Here is a 19,632-nt window from a genome sequence, read left to right as displayed (position 1 = left end):
GGACGGTTTTTACATCCTGTCAATCCTTTTAATCTGCTAAATCCTGGTCAAAAATAACCGTTCAGGGCGTAATCACCAGTTTTCCCATTACCTGGCGATTCATCATTTCAGTGAGGGCCTGCGGTACTTTATCGAGCGGGTATTTCGCCTGAATGTGGGGCTTTATCTGCCCCTGTTCATAAAACGACAATAACGCCTGAACATTTTTAGAATTATCGTTCGGCTGTTTTTCGGCAAATGCGCCCCAGAACACGCCAACCACCGAACAGCCTTTCAGGAGCGGCAAATTGAGCGGAATCGCCGGAATCTGACCAGCCGCAAAGCCCACGACCAGATACCGCCCGCGCCAATTGACGGAGCGCAAAGCCGCTTCGGTGAGGCTGCCGCCAACGGGATCATACACGACATCGACGCCGGAGCCGCCGGTAATTTCCTTAATTCGTTCGCGGAGGTCTTCCCGGCTGTAATTAATCGTATCACTGGCTCCGGTTTGTCGGCAGAGTTCCAGCTTTTCGTCGGTCGAAGCGGCCGCAATCACTTTCGCGCCCATGATCCGGCCCAATTCGACAGCGGCCAGACCAACGCCCCCGGCGGCTCCCAGCACCAGCAGGGTTTCGCCGGGTTGGAGATTGGCCCGGTCTTTCAGCGCGTGGTACGACGTGCCGTAGGTGTACATGAGCGAGGCCGCCGTGACGAAACCCATGCCGGGCGGAATGGGAAAGGTCTTGAAATCGTCGGCCAGCACCTCTTCGGCAAAACCGCCCCAGCCGGTGAGTGCAAAGACATGATCACCCGGTTTCACATGCGTGATGCCTTCGCCCACTTCTTTGACCACCCCGGCCACCTCACCACCGGGCGAGAACGGAAACGGCGGCTTGAACTGGTATTTCCCCTGAATCATCAGCGTATCGGGAAAATTGACTCCGCAGGCTTTCATCTGAATCACCAACTTGCCCGGGGATGCTTTCGGCGACGCGGTTTCTTCCACAGTCAGGGTTTCGGGCGGGCCATACTGGCGGCAGAGGACGGCTTTCATAGGTTATATTTAGTTAAAAACAACAATCAAAACCGCCCCGGTCACCATAATAACCGCGCCGATGAGTTTCTGGACGATGTTCTGCTCTTTAAAAAACTGGTAGCCAAACAGGACGTTGAGCAGGGCCGAAGTTTGGAACAGGGCGAGCACATACCCCACCTGCATGCCGCCAAACGCCGTATTGGTCGAAAACTGCATCAACCCCGTTGCAACAAACAGCGCGGCATAGGTCCCTTTGTAAGCAGAAAAGACCCGGATCTGTTCTTTCCAGCGACTGCGCAGCGTCAGCAGTACCCAACCGAAGGAAAACAGAAAACCCAGCACGCACCAGAGCACAAAGGTGGTCATGGGCGTAGACAAGAGCATGGCGCGTTTGATGAAAACCGCTTCGATGGCCGAGCAAACCAGCGCGATCAGGCGAAACTGAATTTCTGGTTTTTTCAGAATGTCCAGCGAGAAACCGCGTCCGCTCTGTCCGGAACCCAACACCACGTAACTCCCGGCGACAATCAGCACGACGCCCACCACACCGATCCAACTGGGTATTTCGTTCAGCAACAGAATGCCCAGCACCAGGCTGACAACGGATTTGTAGGCATTGACCGGGCCGAGAACGGATAACTCGCCGGTTCGGATGGCTTTGATCAGGAGAACATTTCCCAGGACGCCGATCAGGTTGAAAACGAGCACATCCCACCAGAATGCGGGGGGGAGTTCGGCCAACTCCAGTTCAGACCAGAACGGGATTGTTAATATGCTCAAAAAGCCATAGGTTGCGGAGGAGACAAACAGGGGTTCGGCAGCGCGTTGGGTAAGTTGTTTCTGGAAAACATTCGATAAAGGGCTCGATACAATGCGAACAAGAATGGCAACGGTGGTTAAAGTAAGGGCGAATAACAACATCATAATCGGATCTAAAAATCAGGCTTTCAGGCTGCGCTTCCGGCTTTTTATCGGTTTTTGGTTACTGACTTCCCAACTCTGGGCGCAGAAAAAAATGGTGATCACCGTCGACGATCTGCCGGGCGTGACCAGCTATTACCGAACCCCCGACGGTCGGCTGATCATGAATCAAAAACTGGTCCGGCATTTTCAGACGCACCGCGTGCCGGCCATCGGGTTTGTGGTTTCGCAGGGGTTATACCGCAATGGCGTTCCCGATCCAAATCAGGTCAATGTACTAAAATTGTGGCTCGATGCCGGGCTGGAACTCGGAAATCATACGTTTTCGCACAAAGACTATACGGTTATTACGATCCCGGACTACCGGGACGAAGTAATGGACGGTGAGAAAATCGTCAAATCCCTGGTGGAACAACGCGGCAAGCCGTTCCGGTTTTTCCGGCATCCGTTCCTCCGCAAGGGGGAAACGCCCGCCAAAAAAGATTCCCTGGAGCGGTTTCTCGTGCAACACAACTACCTTGAAGCGCCTGTGACGGTCGATAATTATGATTATCTGTTTTCCCACGCCTACGACAACGCACTGCTGAAAGGCGATACCGCGTCGGCGGCCGAGGTCGGGCGGCAGTATATGGACTACATGACGGCCTGTGTTCGCTACTACGAAGCGCAGTCGGATTCGCTTTTTGGCCGACCCATTCCGCAGACGTTGTTGACGCACGCCAATACGATCAATGCGGTTTATATGGGTGATTTACTGAAACGGCTGAGTCAGAGCGGTTACACCTTTATCTCGCTGGACGAAGCCCTGAACGACGAAGCCTACCGCTCGAAGGATGGGTATATTGGCAAAGGTGGTATTTCGTGGATGCACCGCTGGGCGCTGACGCAGGGCAAAAAAGGCGCGTTTTTCGAAGGAGAACCGGAAGTTCCGGCGATGGTGACCAAATGGGCCGATACCCCGTAGTTATCCATGTTTCAGCCCTTCGGGCTTTTCGGCACAATTCAACGTTCATAAGTTACGATTCACCCTATCTCGCTGACGTTGCCAACGGAACGGCTTTGGTTTGCTGGCGGCTTTCCACCACCTTTGAACCACCATGCGTACCCTGCTCCGATCCCTCCGCGAACACCTGAAAGCCGACTTTCGCGCCGACTTATATGCCGCAGCCGCTGTGTTTCTGGCGGTTTGCATCAGCATCAATTATTATCTTGATTTTGAGGATAGTTACATCGACGCGTACCGGGGCGAAAACATCCGGATTCTGTTCTATTTTCTGCTGTATGCGTTTGCCTATTATTCCGGGGTGTGGTTGTGGACGCGTTTTCACCGGCGGCTGGACATCTGGCGACGGCGGGATTTCTGGGTGTATAGTCTGACGGGTCTGGCGATCTATAGCTGGTATGCCGGTTTTTACGGATTCAATGACTGGAGTCACGCGGTTTTTGACGGTCAGATTTACCAGTTTGCGTTTTATTGCCTGCGTAACTGGCAGTCGCTGCTGACGGTTTTGTTGCCACTGATTTTATTTTACAACTTCGTCGAAAAAGAATCGAACGGTTTTTACGGCATGCGGCCGAAGTGGAAAGGGCTGAAAATTTATTTTATTCTGCTGCTGTGCATGGTGCCGTTGATTACCTACGCGTCTTTCCAGCCATCTTTTCTGGAATCGTATCCAACCTACCGCGACACCAACGCCAACGAGTTTTTCAACGTGCCGGAATGGGTAACCGCCGTGGTGTATGAACTGGCCTACGGCTGGGATTTTGTGCCGACGGAGTTGATGTTTCGCGGTTTTCTGGTGATCGGCATGGCGCGGATTCTGGGCCGGGGAGCGGTTTTTCCGATGGTTATCACCTATGCCTTCATTCACTTCGGAAAACCGCCCGGCGAAACGATCAGCTCCATTTTTGGCGGTTATATCCTGGGCGTCATTGCCCTCCAGACCCGCAGCATCTGGGGCGGTATTATCATTCACCTCGGCGTGGCCTGGCTCATGGAACTGACCGCTTTTTTGCAGTTGGGTCTGGGGAAATAAGCCCGGTTTCTTGCGATTTGGCCTGTTTCCACGAAATTGCGATCCATGAACTATCTTATTCTGATCCTGTTTCTTTTCCCATATCCGCTCTACAGCCAGTTGAATGGGGTTGGATTGGGGCCGTTTCGAATTGGGATGACGACGCCGGACGCTTTGCCGCAGCCCGGTTTTCAGGAACAGGAACTGGTGGTTGTCAAGGGAACGCTCGCCTTATCCTGCACGAATATTCGCGTTTTTAAAGCAGATTCTATTGAAATTCAGGGTATTCTGGTTGCGTCATTATTCCTCGTCTTTTACGAAAACCGCTTGTTTCGGATTACCTGCGAATACGGTGAACCGCTGCAAACCGCCTTCATTGCGCAACACGGGCAAGGCCAAAAGAGACCGACCAAGCGCCTTGCCTTGTGTGACCGGAGCGACGCGAAGCGCCTGGTTCTGGAGAGCGAAAGCTGGCAACTGGGTGATTGCATGGCCCTCGCGATTCGTGCTGTGGGAACCAATGCGCGTTGTGAGCCGGAGCAAACGTCCCGTCTGACCATCGCCAGTCCGTCCGTCGCTGCCATCACGTCGGAATGCGATCTGGATCATTTGGATGCTTATTTTGAGGAGATTTGGATGAAGCAGTAGGCAAAGTTTTTCAACACGGTTGAAGAAACGGCTGTCGGGGATTTTGCGTTAAAAAGGCATTTCAGTTAGTTGCGTAATTTAGGAAAACCACTCAGAGACCTCGCTATGGATAGCATTGCCAAATTTGTAAGTATCGAAAAGGACGCAGCTTATCTGATCGGTTTTGACAAAGGAGAAGAAAAGGTGGTTGCCAGCCTTTTAAAGAAACTCGATTACAGTCTTGAAAAAATAGGCGACATTGCGGGAGTACCGGTCGAATTTGTAAAAGGTGTTCAGCAGAAGTTTTCTGCCGATAAATAGTCTCTTTTTAACGCAAACTGTGAGATTATTGACCCCGGAGGGGTCCGATGTTAATAGCAAATCAGTATTTTAAGAGTTCCAGGCGTGCCGGAGGTACGCAACTAAGCCTATATCGCGTACCTCCGGCACGCCTGGAACTCTTAAAATACTGATTTGCTATTAACATTACGTGCCGCTGGCACTTAAACAACTGTCAGGTATGGGCATCACCTCATAGTTGGCATTCTTTGTACTATTTACAAGCTTCCGGTAGTGTTGAATTTCTTCAGTTTCAACTACTTCCCTTCCCCCGACAACGGCACCAGTTTCGCCGACAAATCCGGGGTTTTCATGGTCGCGTCGAAGGGAAACATCGGTCGTTTGATCCGTTTGTACGGCAATCGCGCCAAATCCTGATCGACGCCCCCGGGTGTCAGTGCCATGATCCAGTCGGCCTGCATGGCATACAACTCCGGTTCAAGGTAGCCGATTTTGACGACCACAATGTCCGATTGGCGGGGATTCAGGCCTAAGCGGGTGAAGTCGATTTCCTTGTGATACGGTTTTCGTTTTTGGGTAACAATAACGCGTACGCTCCCTACTTTCACGACCACCTCAACCTCTGCGTTGATATCGCCTTTGACAATGGCTTCGACGGTGCCTTTCAGCGGAACCGGCGGGGCAAACCGGGCATCGACGATGGCACCCGCAACGCCTTCCACCTGGCCCCCAATGCCCGCTGCCATCGCCTTTTTCACCAGTTCCGGATCGGGAATCGATGCGTAGATCAACGACGGGCCATCCGCCCGCTGAAATTCCGGACGCTTCAGAATCTGCGTAAGCGTCCAGGTGACGTCACCCGCACCACCCGCCGTCGGGTTGTCGCCGGTATCGCTGATGAAAAAAGGATGCTTCGGGCTGACTAAGGCTTTAGCCAGAACGTCTTCCAGTTTGCCCGTCGGAGCAACAAAATCGAATTGGTTGCGGACCTTCCAGAACGCCTGCGCCAGTTTCTCGGCCGTTTGAATGACCTTGGTTTTGTCATCACCGACCGCCATCACCACGGCATGGTTGCGGGGCTCGTCCGCCCAGGCGTAACCAATCCAGATGGCCGCATCGACAATGCCAGCCTGGTGGTCGGCCAGAGGGGCGACTTGTTGATACAGACTTTTGCCGGGTTCGATGCGCGTACTCGTTTTTTCGCCCGGCAACAGAATCGGGATCGGAATCCAGGCTTTGTAGGCCGGTTTTCCCTTGCCGCTTTTGATGCGCTCCAGCAGGTTGACGACGGCCCGTTCTTTGGTTTGCATGGCATCCTCGTGCGGAGCCATCCGGTAACAGGTCATCAAATCCGTGTTTTGGGCGAGTCGCCACGACACGTTGCCGTGCAAATCCATCGACGTGGAAATGAGGGTTTTATAACCGATTACTTGGCGAATTCGGGTAATGAAATCACCTTCCGGATCGTCCAGCCCTTTGACGCTCATGGCGCCGTGAATATCAAAATACAACCCGTCGTAGGGGCCATATTTTTTGAGCGAATCCAGCGTTTTGCTGACCAGTGATTCGTAGGCTTCCCGGGTCACGGCTCCGCCCGGCAGCGATTTTCCGACGATGGTTGGCACCCAAACCGCTTGTTTGCGCAGGGGCGAAACCGGCATCATAAACGGGTAAGCGTTGTAGATCTCCCCGCCATACCGGGCGTGAAAAGCTTCTTCATGGGTAACCGCCGGAGAAAACGTGCTGGATTCGATGCCTAATCCGGCGATGGCAATGCGGGGTAGTTTCGGTGCACTTGTGCTGGCGGTCGATTGGGCAAACGCGGCCTGAGCCACCGAAAGCCAAACTGCCACGAAGAAGAGTAGTTTCATAGCTACAAGGTAAAGCATTTCACCCATCTTTAAAATTTCTGGCTGAATCTGCCTTTTAGCTGCTATAAATTCAACCCGTCGTTCAATTTTCTGATACGATATGAGCCGTTTTTACTATTTTTAGAAGGTAGCTGACTGCGATAGACCGACGATCATGGCAAAAAATAAAACAACGGAAACCGAGCACAGCGCATCCGCTTATCTGAATGCGATTGCAAATGAGAAACGACGCAGCGATTGCACGGAACTGGTTGCCTTCATCACCGCACAAACCGGGCTTGAACCTAAAATGTGGGGCACGGGTATTGTCGGTTTCGGCAGTTACCATTACAAATACGAGAGCGGCCATGAAGGTGATGCCCCGCTGATTGGTCTGGCTTCCCGCGCCAATGCCATTACCCTATACATGGCTTCCGATTTCGACCAGAAAGAGCCATTGTTACACCAGTTTGGCAAGCACAAAACCGGGAAAGGCTGTATTTACATCCAAAAACTGGAAGACATCAACACGGGTGTCCTGGGCCAAATGGTGCAGAATTCGGTGAAATACCTGAAAGATCGGTATCAAAGCACCTGATCGTTTTCGCTTCGCAGTAATAAACTGACCCGTTTGTTGGCAAAACGGAATACTACCTTCAATCACTTGAATGCCGGTTTCCTCCGCAGGAAAACAAAACCGGCTTCCTCCCGAATGATTTCCAGATTCGGATGATAGCGGTATTGATCAATGTTGATGTTGCGGGTGACGAAAAAAGCTGGTTTATCGACCGGGCCGTTGATCAGCCAATCCTCCCGGTAGCTGCTGGAATTGGTCGGCGGTGGTTTCTGGAAATAAAACAGGTGAGCGTAACTTTTATAGCCGATGGGCTCAATGTACACATCCTGCCCCTGTTTGGCTTCGTAAAAATCAATGACTGCGCCCTGCGTATACCGTTCAATTTTAGGAACAATCGCCGGTAACACAAACCACAACAAAACCGGGGTCGCCAGAAACAAGGTCACCACACTGCCGACGGGCCGTTTTTGCCGCAGTACTAACAAACCCAGAATGATCAGTCCATACGCCGTCCCGATCATCCATTCCCAGCCCTGCCATTCGACGGGGGCGGTCAGGTTGGCGGCCGCAAACCGGTCTTTGATGTACGGAATCAGGTCGGCGGCATTCATTCCAACCAGCGGCAAGGCCGTAATCAAAAGAGCCAATACGCCACCAATGATGGCAATGCCGATGGTTAGCCAGCGGTTCCATTGTAGCGCGCCATTCAGATAGCTGTACAAAACCGTAGCGGCCAGGTAGGAAACCGGAAACCACGCCATCGACGAATAATGAACGATTTTGGTTTTGACGATGGAGAATAAAATCATCACGACCCAAAACAGAATGATCATCCAGCGCCGGAACGAAACCGCCTGTTCAGATTTGTAGCCGGATGCTCGTTCAGATTTTAACGGTCCGGCATTCCGGTCTGAACGGTTTTCTGTGGCGGATTTGTAATCCGCAGCGGATTCTGGTATTGGAACTGCGGATTGCAAATCCGCCACAGAAAACCGTCCAGATTGCAAATCTGGACGAGCACCCCAAAAATCTGGACGAGCATCCGCAAAAAAACCGCGAATCGCCAGCAGCGACATTGGAAAACAGCCTAGCAAAACCACCACAAAATGGTAGTAAAATGGTTGTTGGTGACCGGCGTCGGGCGTGGAGAACAGCCGGATCTGGTAGCGGAAAAATTCTTCGAAAAACCAGAAACCGTTTTTGACCAGCTCCAGACCAAACCAGACCGAGGCTACGGCCAGCCCGCAACCAAAAAACAATAAACCGTTGAGAAAACGGAGGATCGGCCGAAACCGCTGAATGGCCCAGTAAACCAGAAACGTCAGGCCGAGCAGCAAACCGCCCACGGGGCCTTTGGTCAACACCGCCAACCCGACGAACAACCCCGAAAAAGCTGCCAGCCGGGTGGCTTTGGGCGTGCCGTAAGCCGAAACCGCCTGGGCGATGAACCAGACACTCAGGAAGATAAACAGGTTGAAGGTCGGGTCGATAATGCCGGATTTGAAATAGAGATGGGGCGTTAGGGAACCGAAATAGGCCAGCGCCCACAGCAGACCAAACCGCTCATCGACGATCTTTTTCCCCACGAAATACAGAACCAGCAGCGTGACGATGCCCATGATGGCATTGGGAAACCGGGCGGCAAACTCGTTGATGCCGAATGCTTTCATGGCCAGCACCTGCAGCCAGAAAAACAGGGGCGGTTTTTCCCAAAATGGCTGAAAGTTGATCTGAACCCGGGTGTAGTTGCCCGTCACGATCATTTCCCGCGCCGACTCGGCAAAATTGATCTCGTCCCAGTCGAAGAGGTGAACACGGCCCAGAAACGGGAAATAGAACAACGCTCCGGCCAGAACCAGCAAAACGGGAATAAAACGGGACGGAATTCGGGGCATGGCGTTGGGGTTGATTTCGCAAAAGTACAGAAACTAGCCATTCCGTCGCGCGCTTGCGTGTATCTTTGCGCCATCATTCTAAAAGGCGTTTCATGGCAACTCCAATTCGTATCGGTGTAATCAATGTGTCTGACCGGGCCAGCGCGGGCATTTACGAAGACATTCCCGGCAAAGCCGTGGTGAGTTTGTTGACAAAATACCTGAGTTGTGACTGGGAGCCGGTCTATCGGGTTATTCCCGACGAGCAACCCCAACTGGAAGCCACGATGATTGAACTCGCCGACGCGGAAGGCTGCTGTCTGGTGGTAACGACGGGCGGCACCGGCCCGGCCTTGCGCGACGTAACACCGGAAGCCACCGAAGCGGTTTGTCAGAAAATGATGCCGGGATTTGGTGAGCTGATGCGGCAGGAAAGTCTGAAATACGTGCCGACGGCCATTCTGTCGCGCCAGACCGCCGGGATTCGCAACCAGACGCTGATGCTGAATTTACCCGGAAAACCGTCGGCTATCGAGCAATGTCTGTCGGTGGTTTTTCCGGCCATTCCATATTGCATCGATTTGATTGGTGGCCCGTTTCTGACGACCAATCCGGACGTTATGAAGGTGTTTCGGCCTAAATCGGTCTGATTAGCTCAGCCGGACGTCTTTCATGGACCGGCCGTCGAGTTGCCCCTCGATCCAGTCCATGCCCCGGCTCAACAGAGCCTGCGTAAAGCGGACGCGGTTGTCGAAGTCGTCGTTGGCGGTTTCGCCTTCATTCATGAAATTACGGATGAGCCGGGCGTTGTCGTTAACCTGCAGGTTCATCACAATTTCGTCACTGGCCGTGCGGTATTCGGCAAAGGCAGGCAAGTCGGCATCGAAATGCTGGTAAAATAAGTGACCGCGGGCCGTCCGGACGGCGCACAAAATGCCGCTGCTCCGGCTAGTCGACGGCGAAAGACTGCCTTCCAATCCGCGTTTCATCACGATGACAGCATCAAAACCGGCCATGAGCGCCAGTTCCGCCATTTTCATCTGAAAGGGAACCTGAAAAACCGGCGTTACCAGAATCCGGGCGCTGCACGGATTCATGATTTTTTCGAGCGTCGCTAAAAAGGGTCGTTTGAGCATGAGCCGACGGCGGTCGACCCAGCGGTTCAGGGCAGGCGAGAGGGCTTTCTGATCCAGCACCCAGCCGAACGGTTCCGGTGGCGTGTTGATTTCGTGGTTGCTCTGCAACATCTGACACCCCAGGTAGAGATACAGATCGTGGGCATTGAGGGTATATTTCGGCCCCGGCGTTCGGCCAACGACCGACAACGCGCCGTAGCCGCGCTGTTCGAAAAAATGGGCCAGCAGTGGCGTAATTAGATACGTATGCTCCACGCCGTCGAACGGTTCGGCCAGTTGAACCAGCGGACGATCCACACAGCTCAGTTGCCGAAAACCGGGCGTGATGGTTTCCATGGCGGCATGGTAGAAGCCCTTGTATTCGTCGTTGGATTCGATACGGATGCGCAAAATGTTGATAGCCATGCCTTTGAACGTCTCGCAATCGTCATTCAAAAACAAAAAGTTTCCCAACTGATGGGCTTCGCTGGAGCGGAGAATATGGCCTTTCAGAAGTTTGGTGGCAATCGGGAAGAGGTTTGTGGGCAGATCAGGGCATACTTTATTGATAAAAAAGGTTGGATTCAAAAAAGCCCCTTTCCCGAAAATCTGCTCCAGTGACCGTTCTTCCGGCATGGGGCCTTTCGCCAGCAGAGCCCCCAGAAAAGCGCCTTTTTGTAACGGATCGGCATGGCCCGACACCAACTCCTGTCGGCATTCTTCCATCAAAGCAGGGGGGAGGGGTCGGCGGCCCAACTTGCCGAAACCAATGTGCTGAATACCCCGACCTAAGGCTGTAGTGGTTGGATCAGCAATGGATGGCGTTTGAAGCATAATAATGGAGAACCTTGGATTTCAAGCTGAAATTACGAAAAGAGATACGTTTTTTCGATAACTGAGATTATTTTTGAACTGAATTTTTGATAAATACCAAATAATCATTGATATAAACCTATTTAGACAGCCTATTTTTTGGGAAATGGGTTATTTTGCCAAATCGAAAAGCTGGATCTACAGGGCATTTCAAAAATCCGGACAGGCAGGTATATACGCAAAAGGAAATCAATCGAACTATTTACCGATTCGATGTGATTATCTCGAGAATATTTTTGTATGTGCAATTTTTTTGCTTAAAACCGCAACCGCCGATCGTGCCAGCTTTGCGGATTTTGGTCCCAGTGGCGGCTCAGAAGCCAGAAAACGAAAATGGAGGAAACCGTGCCGATCAGCGAGCCAACGTAGACGTCTTCCACGAAATGCTGAAAGAGATAGACCCGCGAATAAGCCGTGATGACTGCCAGCACGGCAAAAAACCAGCCCCGGCTTTTGCGATCGTCGAGCAAGGCCAGGAGGCAAAAAACCGCAAAAGCCGTGGTTGAATGGCCCGACGGAAAACTGTTGTAGCTGTGGATGTCGAGGCCGTCGATGATCCGGTATTGCCAGGGCGAATGTTCGAAATATTTCAACGGACGCAACGAATCCGAGAAAACGAGCTGCTTCAGTACGCGGGTAATCAGCGTCGAAAGCAGAAACGAGGCCGCTCCCATTAAGGCAAACCGGAACGACCGGAATAAGAGAATGATGATGACCAGAACGGAAAAGGCACCATCGCCCAGGTACGTTGCATTCTGGAAAAACAGATCGGCCAGGGGCGTGTGGTGCGCGTTCACCCACTGCATGAGCTCAGTCTTGTTATAGAGCAGCATCAACACACTGACCGTTGCCAGGCAAAGGAAGTAGACGATGAAGAAAGAACGATTTCTGGCTACAATTTCCATAAATAGCGGTATTAACGGGCAGAAATAAGGGAACGGTGTGAAAAAAGATGAATTAGCAAGTATCTTGATGCGGTTTTACACTCAGCGTTATATGAGTCCTGTTTCATTGCCTGGTTTTGTTTCCATACTGCCCACGACAGACACCTATCGCCGGATTGGCTGGCTTTTTACGGTTGCCTGGGGGGCTTTTATTGTTTTTCGCCGTTTGCTGCGCGAAGGCATGTGGGCCGACGGCCTCACCTACGCGGCCCTTTCCCGCAATATGGCCATCGGAAAAGGGTCATTCTGGTCACCGGTTTTTGCCAGTTCGTTCTGGCTGCCGTTCAACCGGACCGAAACGTTTTACGAACATCCTCCCCTGTTGTTTTATATTCAGTCCTGGTTTTTCAGGCTCTTCGGCGATACTTACGTCACCGAACGGGTCTATTGTTTGGTCGTGCTTCTGCTGATCCTTCTTCTGATGGTTCAGTTGTGGCAGCAACTCGTTCCGACCGACCATCCCTTGTACCGCTGGGAATGGTTACCGGTTTTTCTGCTGTTCACGTTTCCGCTCACGGAGTGGACGTATGCGCAAAATTACCTGGACGTAACGATGAGCCTGTTCTGTCTGTTGACCGTCAAATATACGATTGAAGGCTGGCAAAATCCCAAAAAATGGTTTCTGATGGCTACGCTGGCGGTTTTGGCTTTGCTGGCGGCTTTTCTGACCAAAGGCCCGGTGAGTCTGCACGTGCTGGCGGTTCCGGGGCTCTACGGATTGTTTTGCGGCCCAACCCCACAACTCGCGAAGGCAACCCGCTGGACGCTTCTGCTCATCGGCGGTTTTGCGCTGCTGCTGTCGCTCCTGTTGTTGTATGAACCGGCCCGGATTTTCCTGCATACCTACTTTAACCAGCAGGTGTGGGCGGCCCTGAACGGCAAACGCGAAGTCTACGGCGATACCTCAGGCTCGTTGGGCCGGACCTTTATCGTGAAAGTGTTGCTGACTAACCTGGCCCCCGCGCTGGTGCTTCTGGCGGTTTTGTGGCTCCTGAACCGGTTTTGGTTGAAATCACGGGAAGCGATTCGTCCGCTTTCGGGGATGATCCGGTTTTGTATTGCTTTGGGGCTGGCTTCTACGCTACCCATTATGGCTACCACCAAACAGATCGAATACTACATCGTCCCTGCGCTTCCGTATATGGCGCTGGGCCTTGGGGCCTGGATAGGGCCGCAACTGGTAAAACTCGCGTTTCGGGTGCCGAAAACCAGTTTGCGGATTCTCCTGGTGCTGGGCGGGGTGGCTTGCCTCGGCTCCGGGCTCTACGGAATCAGCATTGCCGGGACGCCCTACCACAGTCACCGGGCCATTCTGGCCGACGTTCACACCATCGGATCGGTCGTTCCTTCGAACACCAGGCTGGGGGTTTGCCCGGAAATGATGGCCAGTGTCTTACTGCATTCGTATCTGCAACGCTACCACCGCCTTGAAATGACGACGCTGGCGAAAAAACCGGCCTATTTCCTGGCTGATGCGACGTGCCGGGATGCCCAGCAGCAGCAACTGGCCGCTGCCGGCTACCAACCCGTTGCGGTTTCGATGAAAAGTTACGTCCTCTACCACCGGTCGGCCCCACCCGACTCAACAAAGAGACTGTAAATTGATAGTTAGTCTTTTAGGATTCAGAAATAGTTCGTAACTTTGCGGACTATTTTGAGACGATAGTGAAGGAGTTGCAAAAATACACCATCCCCATTAGCAGTCTTGAAGACAAATCGTACGAATTCGACTTTGAATCCGGCGATGCGTTTTTCGAGGCCATGGATCAGGAACTGATTCAAAGCGGATCATTCAAGACGCATCTGGTTCTGACCAGGTCGTCGTCGATGATTCATTTGAATTTCCATATCCAGGGAACGGTGGGTCTTATCTGTGACCGCAGCCTGGATTCGTTCGACGAGCCGATTGATATTGAGGAACAACTGTTTCTGAAATTTTCGGATCGTGTGGAGGAACTGACCGACGAAATCGAACTGATTCTGTGGGAGACGCAGCAAATCAACATTGCGCGCTACCTTTTCGATTTTATCGTGCTGTCGTTGCCGATGAAAAAACTGCATCCCCGGTTCCGGCAGGAAGAAAACGACGAGGATGAGGAGCAGGAAGGCAAGGTAGTTTACCGGTCGGACGCCCCCGGCCCCGATGAGGAAACCCCTGAACCGCCCGTTGACCCCCGTTGGGAAGCATTACGAAAACTGAATAATAATTAATACAATTTGTTATCCCTCCGGTAGCCGTTCCGGCGTAGGAGAATGGCAAGACTTACTGACAATTGACAAGATACCATTATGGCACATCCCAAACGCAGACATTCGACCACCCGCCGGGACAAGCGTAGAACGCACGATAAACTGACCCCGAAGGCGCTCTCTTTCGATGCGACGACGGGCGAGATTCACATTCGTCACAAAGCGCACGTATTCGAAGGCAACCTGTATTACAAAGGCAAGGTGATGATTGAAAATTACGCACCAACCGCCTGACATTCTAGCCCCCAACCCCACGCAGGGGCTTTTTTCAGCGTATCGAAAACCTCTTTTGCGGGGTTGGGGGTAAGAAGTATTTCACAGGAATCTGCACTGGATGAACGTGAAATACTTTTTTATTGCCGGGCAACTACTATTTTTACACGTTCGTTTACCAATTCAGCGCACCCAAACCTGGTTCAATGAGAATCGCAGTCGACGCTATGGGTGGCGATTTCGCTCCGGACGCAATTGTGGAAGGAGTCGTGATGGCCACTAAAGAATTACCGAGTGACGTTACCATCGTACTGGTGGGCAAGCAACGGGTAATTGAAGACCTTCTTCAACGATATAAGTACGCAGGTTCCAGCGTGGAAATTGTTCATGCGGAAGATGTGGTTGAAATGGGAGAGCACCCCACCAAGGCACTCTCGCAAAAACCCAATTCCAGCATCGGAGTTGGGTTTAAACTTTTACGTGACAAGTTAGTCGATGCCTTTTGCAGTGCAGGCAACACCGGTGCCATGCACGTGGGAGCCCTGTTCAGTATCAAAGCGATCGAAGGCGTCATGCGACCCGCCATTGCCGGTTTTGTTCCCCAGCTTAGTGGCGGTTTTGCCGTTATTGTCGATATTGGTGCCAATGCCGACTGCAAACCGGAAATGCTGCTGCAATTTGGCGAAATTGGCTCTATCTACGCCCAATACACGTTCGGGATCGACAAACCCCGCGTGGCATTGATGAACATCGGCGAGGAAGAACAAAAAGGATCGCTGATTGCCCAGGCCGCGTATCAGTTGTTGAAAGACAGCCGGAAAATCAATTTTGTCGGTAATATGGAAGGGGGCGATTTTTTCCGCGACAAAGCGGATGTGATCGTAACCGATGGTTTTACGGGCAACATCCTGTTCAAAATGGGCGAGTCGATTTACGAAATGACCAAAGAACTGGGCCTGAGCCACGAGTTTACGGACAAAACCAACTATGAATCGGTGGGTGGTAGTCCGATTGTGGGTGTTAATGGAAATGTCATTATTGCCCACGGAATCTCGTCGCCGTTGGCCATTAAAAATATGCTTAGTCTGGCAAAAAAGCAGGTAGAATCCAACGCTTATACGAAAATCGCACAGGCTTTAAGTTAAAATGAGACAAAAGAGGACAGACATGAGACAAAAGATTCCGGCACAAGTACGATCGATTTCTCTGGTCTCATGTCTATCCTCTCTTGTCTGTAAAATTGATTGCACCCCCGAGTATGAACAGTAAAGCGGCAATTACGGGCGTATACGGCTATGTACCGGACTACATCCTGACCAACGCGGAGTTGGAGAAAATGGTGGATACCAGTGACGAATGGATCACCAGCCGCACCGGTATCAAAGAACGGCATATCTTGAAAGGTGAAGGCCTGGGCACGTCGCACATGGCGGCCAAGGCCGTGGAAGGCTTACTGGCCAAAACCGGTACAGAACCGGCAGACATTGAACTGCTGATCTGTGCCACCACCACACCGGATTACGTTTTTCCGTCGACGGCCAATCTGATTTGTGACATGACCGGCATCCGGGCCGTCGGGAGCTTCGATATTCAGGCGGCTTGTTCGGGTTTTCTGTATGCGCTAACGATTGGTTCTCAGTTCATTGAGACCGGAAAGTACAAGAAAGTAATTGTTGTAGGCGCCGATAAAATGTCGGCCATTGTCGACTATACTGACCGAACCACCTGCGTGTTGTTCGGCGACGGTGCTGGTGCCGTTCTGCTGGAACCCACAACGGAAGACAACGGCATCATCGACTCCATCATTCGCTCCGACGGTTCCGGCCAGAACCATCTGGTTCAGAAAGCCGGCGGAAGCCGTTACCCACCCACCCACGAGACCATCGATAAACGCTGGCACTACGTCTACCAGGACGGTCCGTCGGTGTTTAAATTTGCGGTTAAGAATATGGCCGACGTCTCCGCCGAAATGATGGAGCGCAACCACCTGAAAGGCAGCGATGTTGCCTGGCTGGTACCGCATCAGGCCAACAAACGCATCATTGAAGCCACCGCAAACCGCATGGGCCTGGGCATGGACCGGGTCATGCTCAATATTCATAAATACGGCAATACCACCGCAGCAACCATCCCGCTTTGCCTCTTCGACTACGAGTCGCAGTTGAAAAAAGGCGATAACCTGATTCTGGCCGCTTTTGGTGGCGGTTTCACCTGGGGAGCGATATATCTGAAGTGGGCACTCTGAATCTGTATAATCATAGTTCAAAACCATGGCAACGACCGCAGACATTCGGAACGGACTCGTTATTCAATTTAACCACGACCTGTTCCAAATTACTGAATTTCAACATGTTAAGCCCGGAAAAGGTGGCGCTTTTGTCCGTACAAAACTGAAAAGTTTAACGTCGGGTAAAGTACTCGACAACACGTTCAACGCCGGGGTGACGATTTATCCGGTGCGGGTAGAACGCCGGAAATTTCAGTTCCTGTATAAAGATGAGGCAGGCTATAATTTCATGGACAATGAAACGTTCGATCAGATCAATCTGACGGATAAAATTGTAGAGGGGGCTGATTTGATGAAAGAAGGACAGGAAGTTGAAATTTTGATCAACGCCGAAACCGATACGCCTTTGACGTGCGAATTACCGCCTTTTGTGGAATTGGAAGTGACCTATTCAGAACCGGGAATCCGGGGCGATACGGCCAATAGCGCCAAAAAGAAAGTAGACGTATCGACCGGTGCCACCATCATGGTACCGCTGTTTATCGAGCAGGGTGACAAAATCCGGGTCGATACCCGTACCCGCGATTACGTAGAACGAGTTAAATAAAAAGGATGATGAATGATGAACGATGAACGATGAATGGTTTCCAGTCTTTTCATTCATCATTCATCGTTCATCGTTCATCATTTAGAAAAACATGGACACGAAAGACATTCAGAACCTTATTGATTTCATCGCCCAGTCGGGACTGGATGAAGTTAGTATTGAAACCAACGAACTGAAGCTGAACGTAAAACGCTACGGTCAGACTCCGGTTTCTTCGGCACCGCCGGTTGCACAATCGGCCCCGCAACAACCAGCCCCGGCCGCTCCACCGGCGGTTTCGACACCTGCGCCCGCGTCGGCCCCCAAAGCAGAAACGAGCAACTACCTGACCATCAAATCGCCCATGATCGGAACCTTCTACCGGTCGGCGGGTCCGGACTCTCCGTCATTTGTGGAAATAGGCGACGAGGTGAAACCGGGAAAAACGGTTTGCATCATCGAAGCCATGAAACTCTTCAACGAAATCGAATCCGAAGTTGCGGGCCGGATTGTCAAAGTCCTGGTCGAAAACGCTACGCCGGTCGAATACGATCAACCGTTGTTCCTAGTCGAACCTATTTAATCAATGAGTGAATGAGCGAATGAGTGAATGAGTGAATAGCTTCGCAGAATGCAGGTAATTGGCGAAGCTATTCACTCATTCACTCATTCGCTCATTCACTCATTCAAAAATATATGTTCAAGAAAATCCTAATCGCCAATCGGGGCGAAATCGCGTTGCGGATCATCCGGACGTGCCGCGAGATGGGCATCAAGACGGTGGCGGTTTATTCGACCGCCGACCGCGACAGCCTGCATGTGCGGTTTGCCGACGAGGCCGTTTGCATCGGCCCTCCGCCGAGCCGCCAATCCTATCTGAATATTCCCAGTATTATTTCTGCCGCTGAAGTGACCAGTGCCGATGCCATTCATCCGGGCTACGGTTTTCTGTCTGAAAACGCGGAATTTTCGCAAATCTGCGCCGATTACGGTATCAAGTTCATTGGAGCAACGGCCGAGCAAATCAACGCGATGGGCGATAAGGCGACCGCCAAAGCCACGATGAGAGCCGCCGGTGTGCCGGTTATTCCGGGTTCGGAAGGGTTGCTGGAATCGGTAGAAGAAGGCAAGCGGCTGGCGGCCGGAATCGGCTATCCGGTCATTGTGAAGGCAACCGCCGGGGGCGGTGGTCGCGGAATGCGGATCATCAAAAGCGAGCTGGAATTCGAAAAAGCCTGGCTCGACGCCAAGATGGAGTCCGGTGCGGCCTTTGGCAACGACGGTCTGTATCTGGAGAAATTCGTGGAAGAACCCCGTCACATTGAAATCCAGATTGTTGGGGATCAATATGGCAAAGTCTGCCACCTCTCAGAACGCGATTGTTCCATTCAGCGTCGGCACCAGAAGCTGGTCGAAGAAACGCCTTCGCCGGTGGTCAGTTCCGAACTGCGGGAGCGGATGGGTGAAGCAGCCATCAAAGGTGCGTCGGCCATCGGGTATGAAGGTGCCGGAACGGTGGAGTTTCTGGTTGACAAACACGGCGATTTCTACTTTATGGAGATGAACACCCGGATTCAGGTGGAACACCCCATAACGGAAGAAGTGACTGATTTTGATCTGATTAAGGAGCAAATAAAAGTCGCTGCCGGAACGCCGATTTCCGGAAAAAACTATACACCGAAAATCTACGCGATGGAATGCCGCATCAATGCGGAAGATCCCGCCAACGGTTTTCGGCCTTCACCGGGCAAGATCACGAACCTGCACTTTCCGGGCGGACACGGGATTCGAATCGACAGCCATGTCTACAGCGGCTACACCATTCCGCCAAATTATGACTCGATGATTGCCAAGCTGATCGTGTCGGGCCAATCGCGCGAGGAGGTCATTACCCGCATGAAACGGGCGTTGCAGGAAGTGGTGATCGAAGGCATCAAAACCACGATTCCGTTCCACATCAAGCTGATGGACGACCCCAAGTTCCAGTCGGGCCAGTTTACGACTTCGTTTTTGGAAGGATTTGATTTTAGTACGTTATAATTATCTTCGGACTCATATCCGTGGGTATACAGGCCGGAAGTTGGAGACAATTTCCGGCTTTTTTATGATCCGTTACCTCATTCCCCAGAGGCCATTTTGCCGAATAATGCCTGTCAATCTCTGGCATTCCTTTCAAAAAGCGGACTTTAAACCGGGTTTGTTTCATAACAGCGATGAGCGGATTCGCGTGCGTTGTATGAAA

At 52.0% G+C, this 19,632-nt stretch carries 20 protein-coding genes; 14 read left to right on the top strand and 6 right to left on the bottom strand.

The window, feature by feature from the left end; genetic code table 11:
- Positions 1 to 61: 61 nt before the first annotated feature.
- Together ACO064_RS14365 and ACO064_RS14360 are read right to left on the bottom strand one after the other, a co-directional pair.
- Positions 62 to 1,036 (bottom strand): NADPH:quinone oxidoreductase family protein, encoded by a 975-nt coding sequence (locus tag ACO064_RS14365; RefSeq protein WP_421827974.1) that lies wholly within the window; start codon positions 1,034 to 1,036, stop codon positions 62 to 64.
- Between the two features lie 9 nt (positions 1,037 to 1,045).
- Positions 1,046 to 1,939 (bottom strand): EamA family transporter, encoded by an 894-nt coding sequence (locus tag ACO064_RS14360; protein ID WP_421831022.1) that lies wholly within the window; start codon positions 1,937 to 1,939, stop codon positions 1,046 to 1,048.
- Between ACO064_RS14360 and ACO064_RS14355 the strand changes: the two genes are divergently transcribed.
- From ACO064_RS14355 to ACO064_RS14340, 4 genes are all read left to right on the top strand, one after another.
- Complete coding sequence (locus ACO064_RS14355; RefSeq protein ID WP_421827973.1) at positions 1,902 to 2,903, top strand: polysaccharide deacetylase family protein; 1,002 nt, start codon at positions 1,902 to 1,904, stop codon at positions 2,901 to 2,903. The genes ACO064_RS14360 and ACO064_RS14355 overlap by 38 nt on opposite strands.
- A gap of 133 nt (positions 2,904 to 3,036) precedes the next feature.
- A complete protein-coding gene (locus tag ACO064_RS14350; RefSeq protein ID WP_421827972.1) occupies positions 3,037 to 3,975 on the top strand; it encodes a CPBP family intramembrane glutamic endopeptidase in 939 nt (312 codons plus the stop codon).
- A gap of 45 nt (positions 3,976 to 4,020) precedes the next feature.
- On the top strand, positions 4,021 to 4,602 hold the full coding sequence (locus ACO064_RS14345; protein ID WP_421827971.1) for a hypothetical protein: 582 nt from the start codon (positions 4,021 to 4,023) through the stop codon (positions 4,600 to 4,602).
- Positions 4,603 to 4,707: 105 nt separating this feature from the next.
- Positions 4,708 to 4,902 (top strand): hypothetical protein, encoded by a 195-nt coding sequence (locus tag ACO064_RS14340; protein WP_421827970.1) that lies wholly within the window; start codon positions 4,708 to 4,710, stop codon positions 4,900 to 4,902.
- Between the two features lie 275 nt (positions 4,903 to 5,177).
- Here the strand turns inward: ACO064_RS14340 and ACO064_RS14335 are convergent, their stop codons facing one another.
- Positions 5,178 to 6,752 (bottom strand): M81 family metallopeptidase, encoded by a 1,575-nt coding sequence (locus ACO064_RS14335; protein ID WP_421827969.1) that lies wholly within the window; start codon positions 6,750 to 6,752, stop codon positions 5,178 to 5,180.
- Positions 6,753 to 6,906: 154 nt separating this feature from the next.
- On the opposite strand from ACO064_RS14335, the gene ACO064_RS14330 reads away from it, so the two are divergent.
- Positions 6,907 to 7,329, top strand: coding sequence for a DUF1801 domain-containing protein (locus tag ACO064_RS14330; RefSeq protein ID WP_421827968.1), 423 nt, complete (start codon positions 6,907 to 6,909; stop codon positions 7,327 to 7,329).
- A 62-nt stretch (positions 7,330 to 7,391) separates the two neighbouring features.
- Here ACO064_RS14330 and ACO064_RS14325 read toward each other — a convergent pair whose 3' ends face one another.
- Positions 7,392 to 9,203, bottom strand: coding sequence for an ArnT family glycosyltransferase (locus ACO064_RS14325; RefSeq protein WP_421827967.1), 1,812 nt, complete (start codon positions 9,201 to 9,203; stop codon positions 7,392 to 7,394).
- A gap of 92 nt (positions 9,204 to 9,295) precedes the next feature.
- Between ACO064_RS14325 and mog the strand changes: the two genes are divergently transcribed.
- Positions 9,296 to 9,832 carry a molybdopterin adenylyltransferase gene (gene mog / locus ACO064_RS14320; protein WP_421827966.1) on the top strand — a complete coding sequence of 179 codons (537 nt, stop codon included), beginning with the start codon at positions 9,296 to 9,298 and terminating at the stop codon, positions 9,830 to 9,832.
- Here the strand turns inward: mog and ACO064_RS14315 are convergent, their stop codons facing one another.
- Positions 9,833 to 11,131, bottom strand: coding sequence for an anthranilate phosphoribosyltransferase (locus ACO064_RS14315; RefSeq protein WP_421827965.1), 1,299 nt, complete (start codon positions 11,129 to 11,131; stop codon positions 9,833 to 9,835).
- Positions 11,132 to 11,427: 296 nt separating this feature from the next.
- Positions 11,428 to 12,075 carry a phosphatase PAP2 family protein gene (locus ACO064_RS14310; protein ID WP_421827964.1) on the bottom strand — a complete coding sequence of 216 codons (648 nt, stop codon included), beginning with the start codon at positions 12,073 to 12,075 and terminating at the stop codon, positions 11,428 to 11,430.
- Between the two features lie 91 nt (positions 12,076 to 12,166).
- Between ACO064_RS14310 and ACO064_RS14305 the strand changes: the two genes are divergently transcribed.
- The 8 genes from ACO064_RS14305 (at position 12,167) to accC (ending at position 19,430) form a co-directional block, all read left to right on the top strand.
- The gene (locus ACO064_RS14305) at positions 12,167 to 13,714 is read left to right on the top strand and encodes a hypothetical protein (RefSeq protein ID WP_421827963.1); all 1,548 of its coding nucleotides are present in this window, start codon (positions 12,167 to 12,169) and stop codon (positions 13,712 to 13,714) included.
- 65 nt (positions 13,715 to 13,779) lie between these two features.
- Positions 13,780 to 14,325 carry a YceD family protein gene (locus ACO064_RS14300; protein ID WP_421827962.1) on the top strand — a complete coding sequence of 182 codons (546 nt, stop codon included), beginning with the start codon at positions 13,780 to 13,782 and terminating at the stop codon, positions 14,323 to 14,325.
- Between the two features lie 78 nt (positions 14,326 to 14,403).
- Entirely contained in the window at positions 14,404 to 14,598 is a 195-nt protein-coding gene (gene rpmF / locus ACO064_RS14295) for a 50S ribosomal protein L32 (protein ID WP_114407505.1), read from the top strand.
- 185 nt (positions 14,599 to 14,783) lie between these two features.
- Positions 14,784 to 15,722: a phosphate acyltransferase PlsX gene (gene plsX, locus ACO064_RS14290; protein ID WP_421827961.1), complete on the top strand. Its 939-nt coding sequence runs from the start codon at positions 14,784 to 14,786 to the stop codon at positions 15,720 to 15,722.
- 113 nt (positions 15,723 to 15,835) lie between these two features.
- Entirely contained in the window at positions 15,836 to 16,822 is a 987-nt protein-coding gene (locus ACO064_RS14285; protein WP_421827960.1) for a beta-ketoacyl-ACP synthase III, read from the top strand.
- 25 nt (positions 16,823 to 16,847) lie between these two features.
- Positions 16,848 to 17,411, top strand: a complete 564-nt coding sequence (gene efp, locus ACO064_RS14280; protein WP_114407503.1) for an elongation factor P — start codon at positions 16,848 to 16,850, stop codon at positions 17,409 to 17,411.
- Between the two features lie 91 nt (positions 17,412 to 17,502).
- The gene (gene accB, locus ACO064_RS14275; RefSeq protein ID WP_421827959.1) at positions 17,503 to 17,973 is read left to right on the top strand and encodes an acetyl-CoA carboxylase biotin carboxyl carrier protein; all 471 of its coding nucleotides are present in this window, start codon (positions 17,503 to 17,505) and stop codon (positions 17,971 to 17,973) included.
- Between the two features lie 113 nt (positions 17,974 to 18,086).
- Positions 18,087 to 19,430: an acetyl-CoA carboxylase biotin carboxylase subunit gene (gene accC / locus ACO064_RS14270; protein WP_421827958.1), complete on the top strand. Its 1,344-nt coding sequence runs from the start codon at positions 18,087 to 18,089 to the stop codon at positions 19,428 to 19,430.
- Positions 19,431 to 19,632: the final 202 nt, after the last annotated feature.

The sequence above is a fragment of the Larkinella sp. genome, assembly GCF_965227735.1.
In the GTDB taxonomy this organism is placed as follows: domain Bacteria; phylum Bacteroidota; class Bacteroidia; order Cytophagales; family Spirosomataceae; genus Larkinella.
This window is presented reverse-complemented; position numbering and strand designations above follow the sequence as displayed.

Bases quoted from the DNA above. Each gene is read 5' to 3' on its own strand.
- ACO064_RS14365 (WP_421827974.1), bottom strand. From the start codon at position 1,036: ATGAAAGCCGTCCTCTGCCGCCAGTATGGCCCGCCCGAAACCCTGACT.
- ACO064_RS14355 (WP_421827973.1), top strand. From the start codon at position 1,902: ATGGCAACGGTGGTTAAAGTAAGGGCGAATAACAACATCATAATCGGA.
- ACO064_RS14360 (WP_421831022.1), bottom strand. From the start codon at position 1,939: ATGTTGTTATTCGCCCTTACTTTAACCACCGTTGCCATTCTTGTTCGC.
- ACO064_RS14350 (WP_421827972.1), top strand. From the start codon at position 3,037: ATGCGTACCCTGCTCCGATCCCTCCGCGAACACCTGAAAGCCGACTTT.
- ACO064_RS14345 (WP_421827971.1), top strand. From the start codon at position 4,021: ATGAACTATCTTATTCTGATCCTGTTTCTTTTCCCATATCCGCTCTAC.
- ACO064_RS14340 (WP_421827970.1), top strand. From the start codon at position 4,708: ATGGATAGCATTGCCAAATTTGTAAGTATCGAAAAGGACGCAGCTTAT.
- ACO064_RS14335 (WP_421827969.1), bottom strand. From the start codon at position 6,752: ATGAAACTACTCTTCTTCGTGGCAGTTTGGCTTTCGGTGGCTCAGGCC.
- ACO064_RS14330 (WP_421827968.1), top strand. From the start codon at position 6,907: ATGGCAAAAAATAAAACAACGGAAACCGAGCACAGCGCATCCGCTTAT.
- ACO064_RS14325 (WP_421827967.1), bottom strand. From the start codon at position 9,203: ATGCCCCGAATTCCGTCCCGTTTTATTCCCGTTTTGCTGGTTCTGGCC.
- mog (WP_421827966.1), top strand. From the start codon at position 9,296: ATGGCAACTCCAATTCGTATCGGTGTAATCAATGTGTCTGACCGGGCC.
- ACO064_RS14315 (WP_421827965.1), bottom strand. From the start codon at position 11,131: ATGCTTCAAACGCCATCCATTGCTGATCCAACCACTACAGCCTTAGGT.
- ACO064_RS14310 (WP_421827964.1), bottom strand. From the start codon at position 12,075: ATGGAAATTGTAGCCAGAAATCGTTCTTTCTTCATCGTCTACTTCCTT.
- ACO064_RS14305 (WP_421827963.1), top strand. From the start codon at position 12,167: ATGAGTCCTGTTTCATTGCCTGGTTTTGTTTCCATACTGCCCACGACA.
- rpmF (WP_114407505.1), top strand. From the start codon at position 14,404: ATGGCACATCCCAAACGCAGACATTCGACCACCCGCCGGGACAAGCGT.
- plsX (WP_421827961.1), top strand. From the start codon at position 14,784: ATGAGAATCGCAGTCGACGCTATGGGTGGCGATTTCGCTCCGGACGCA.
- ACO064_RS14285 (WP_421827960.1), top strand. From the start codon at position 15,836: ATGAACAGTAAAGCGGCAATTACGGGCGTATACGGCTATGTACCGGAC.
- efp (WP_114407503.1), top strand. From the start codon at position 16,848: ATGGCAACGACCGCAGACATTCGGAACGGACTCGTTATTCAATTTAAC.
- accB (WP_421827959.1), top strand. From the start codon at position 17,503: ATGGACACGAAAGACATTCAGAACCTTATTGATTTCATCGCCCAGTCG.
- accC (WP_421827958.1), top strand. From the start codon at position 18,087: ATGTTCAAGAAAATCCTAATCGCCAATCGGGGCGAAATCGCGTTGCGG.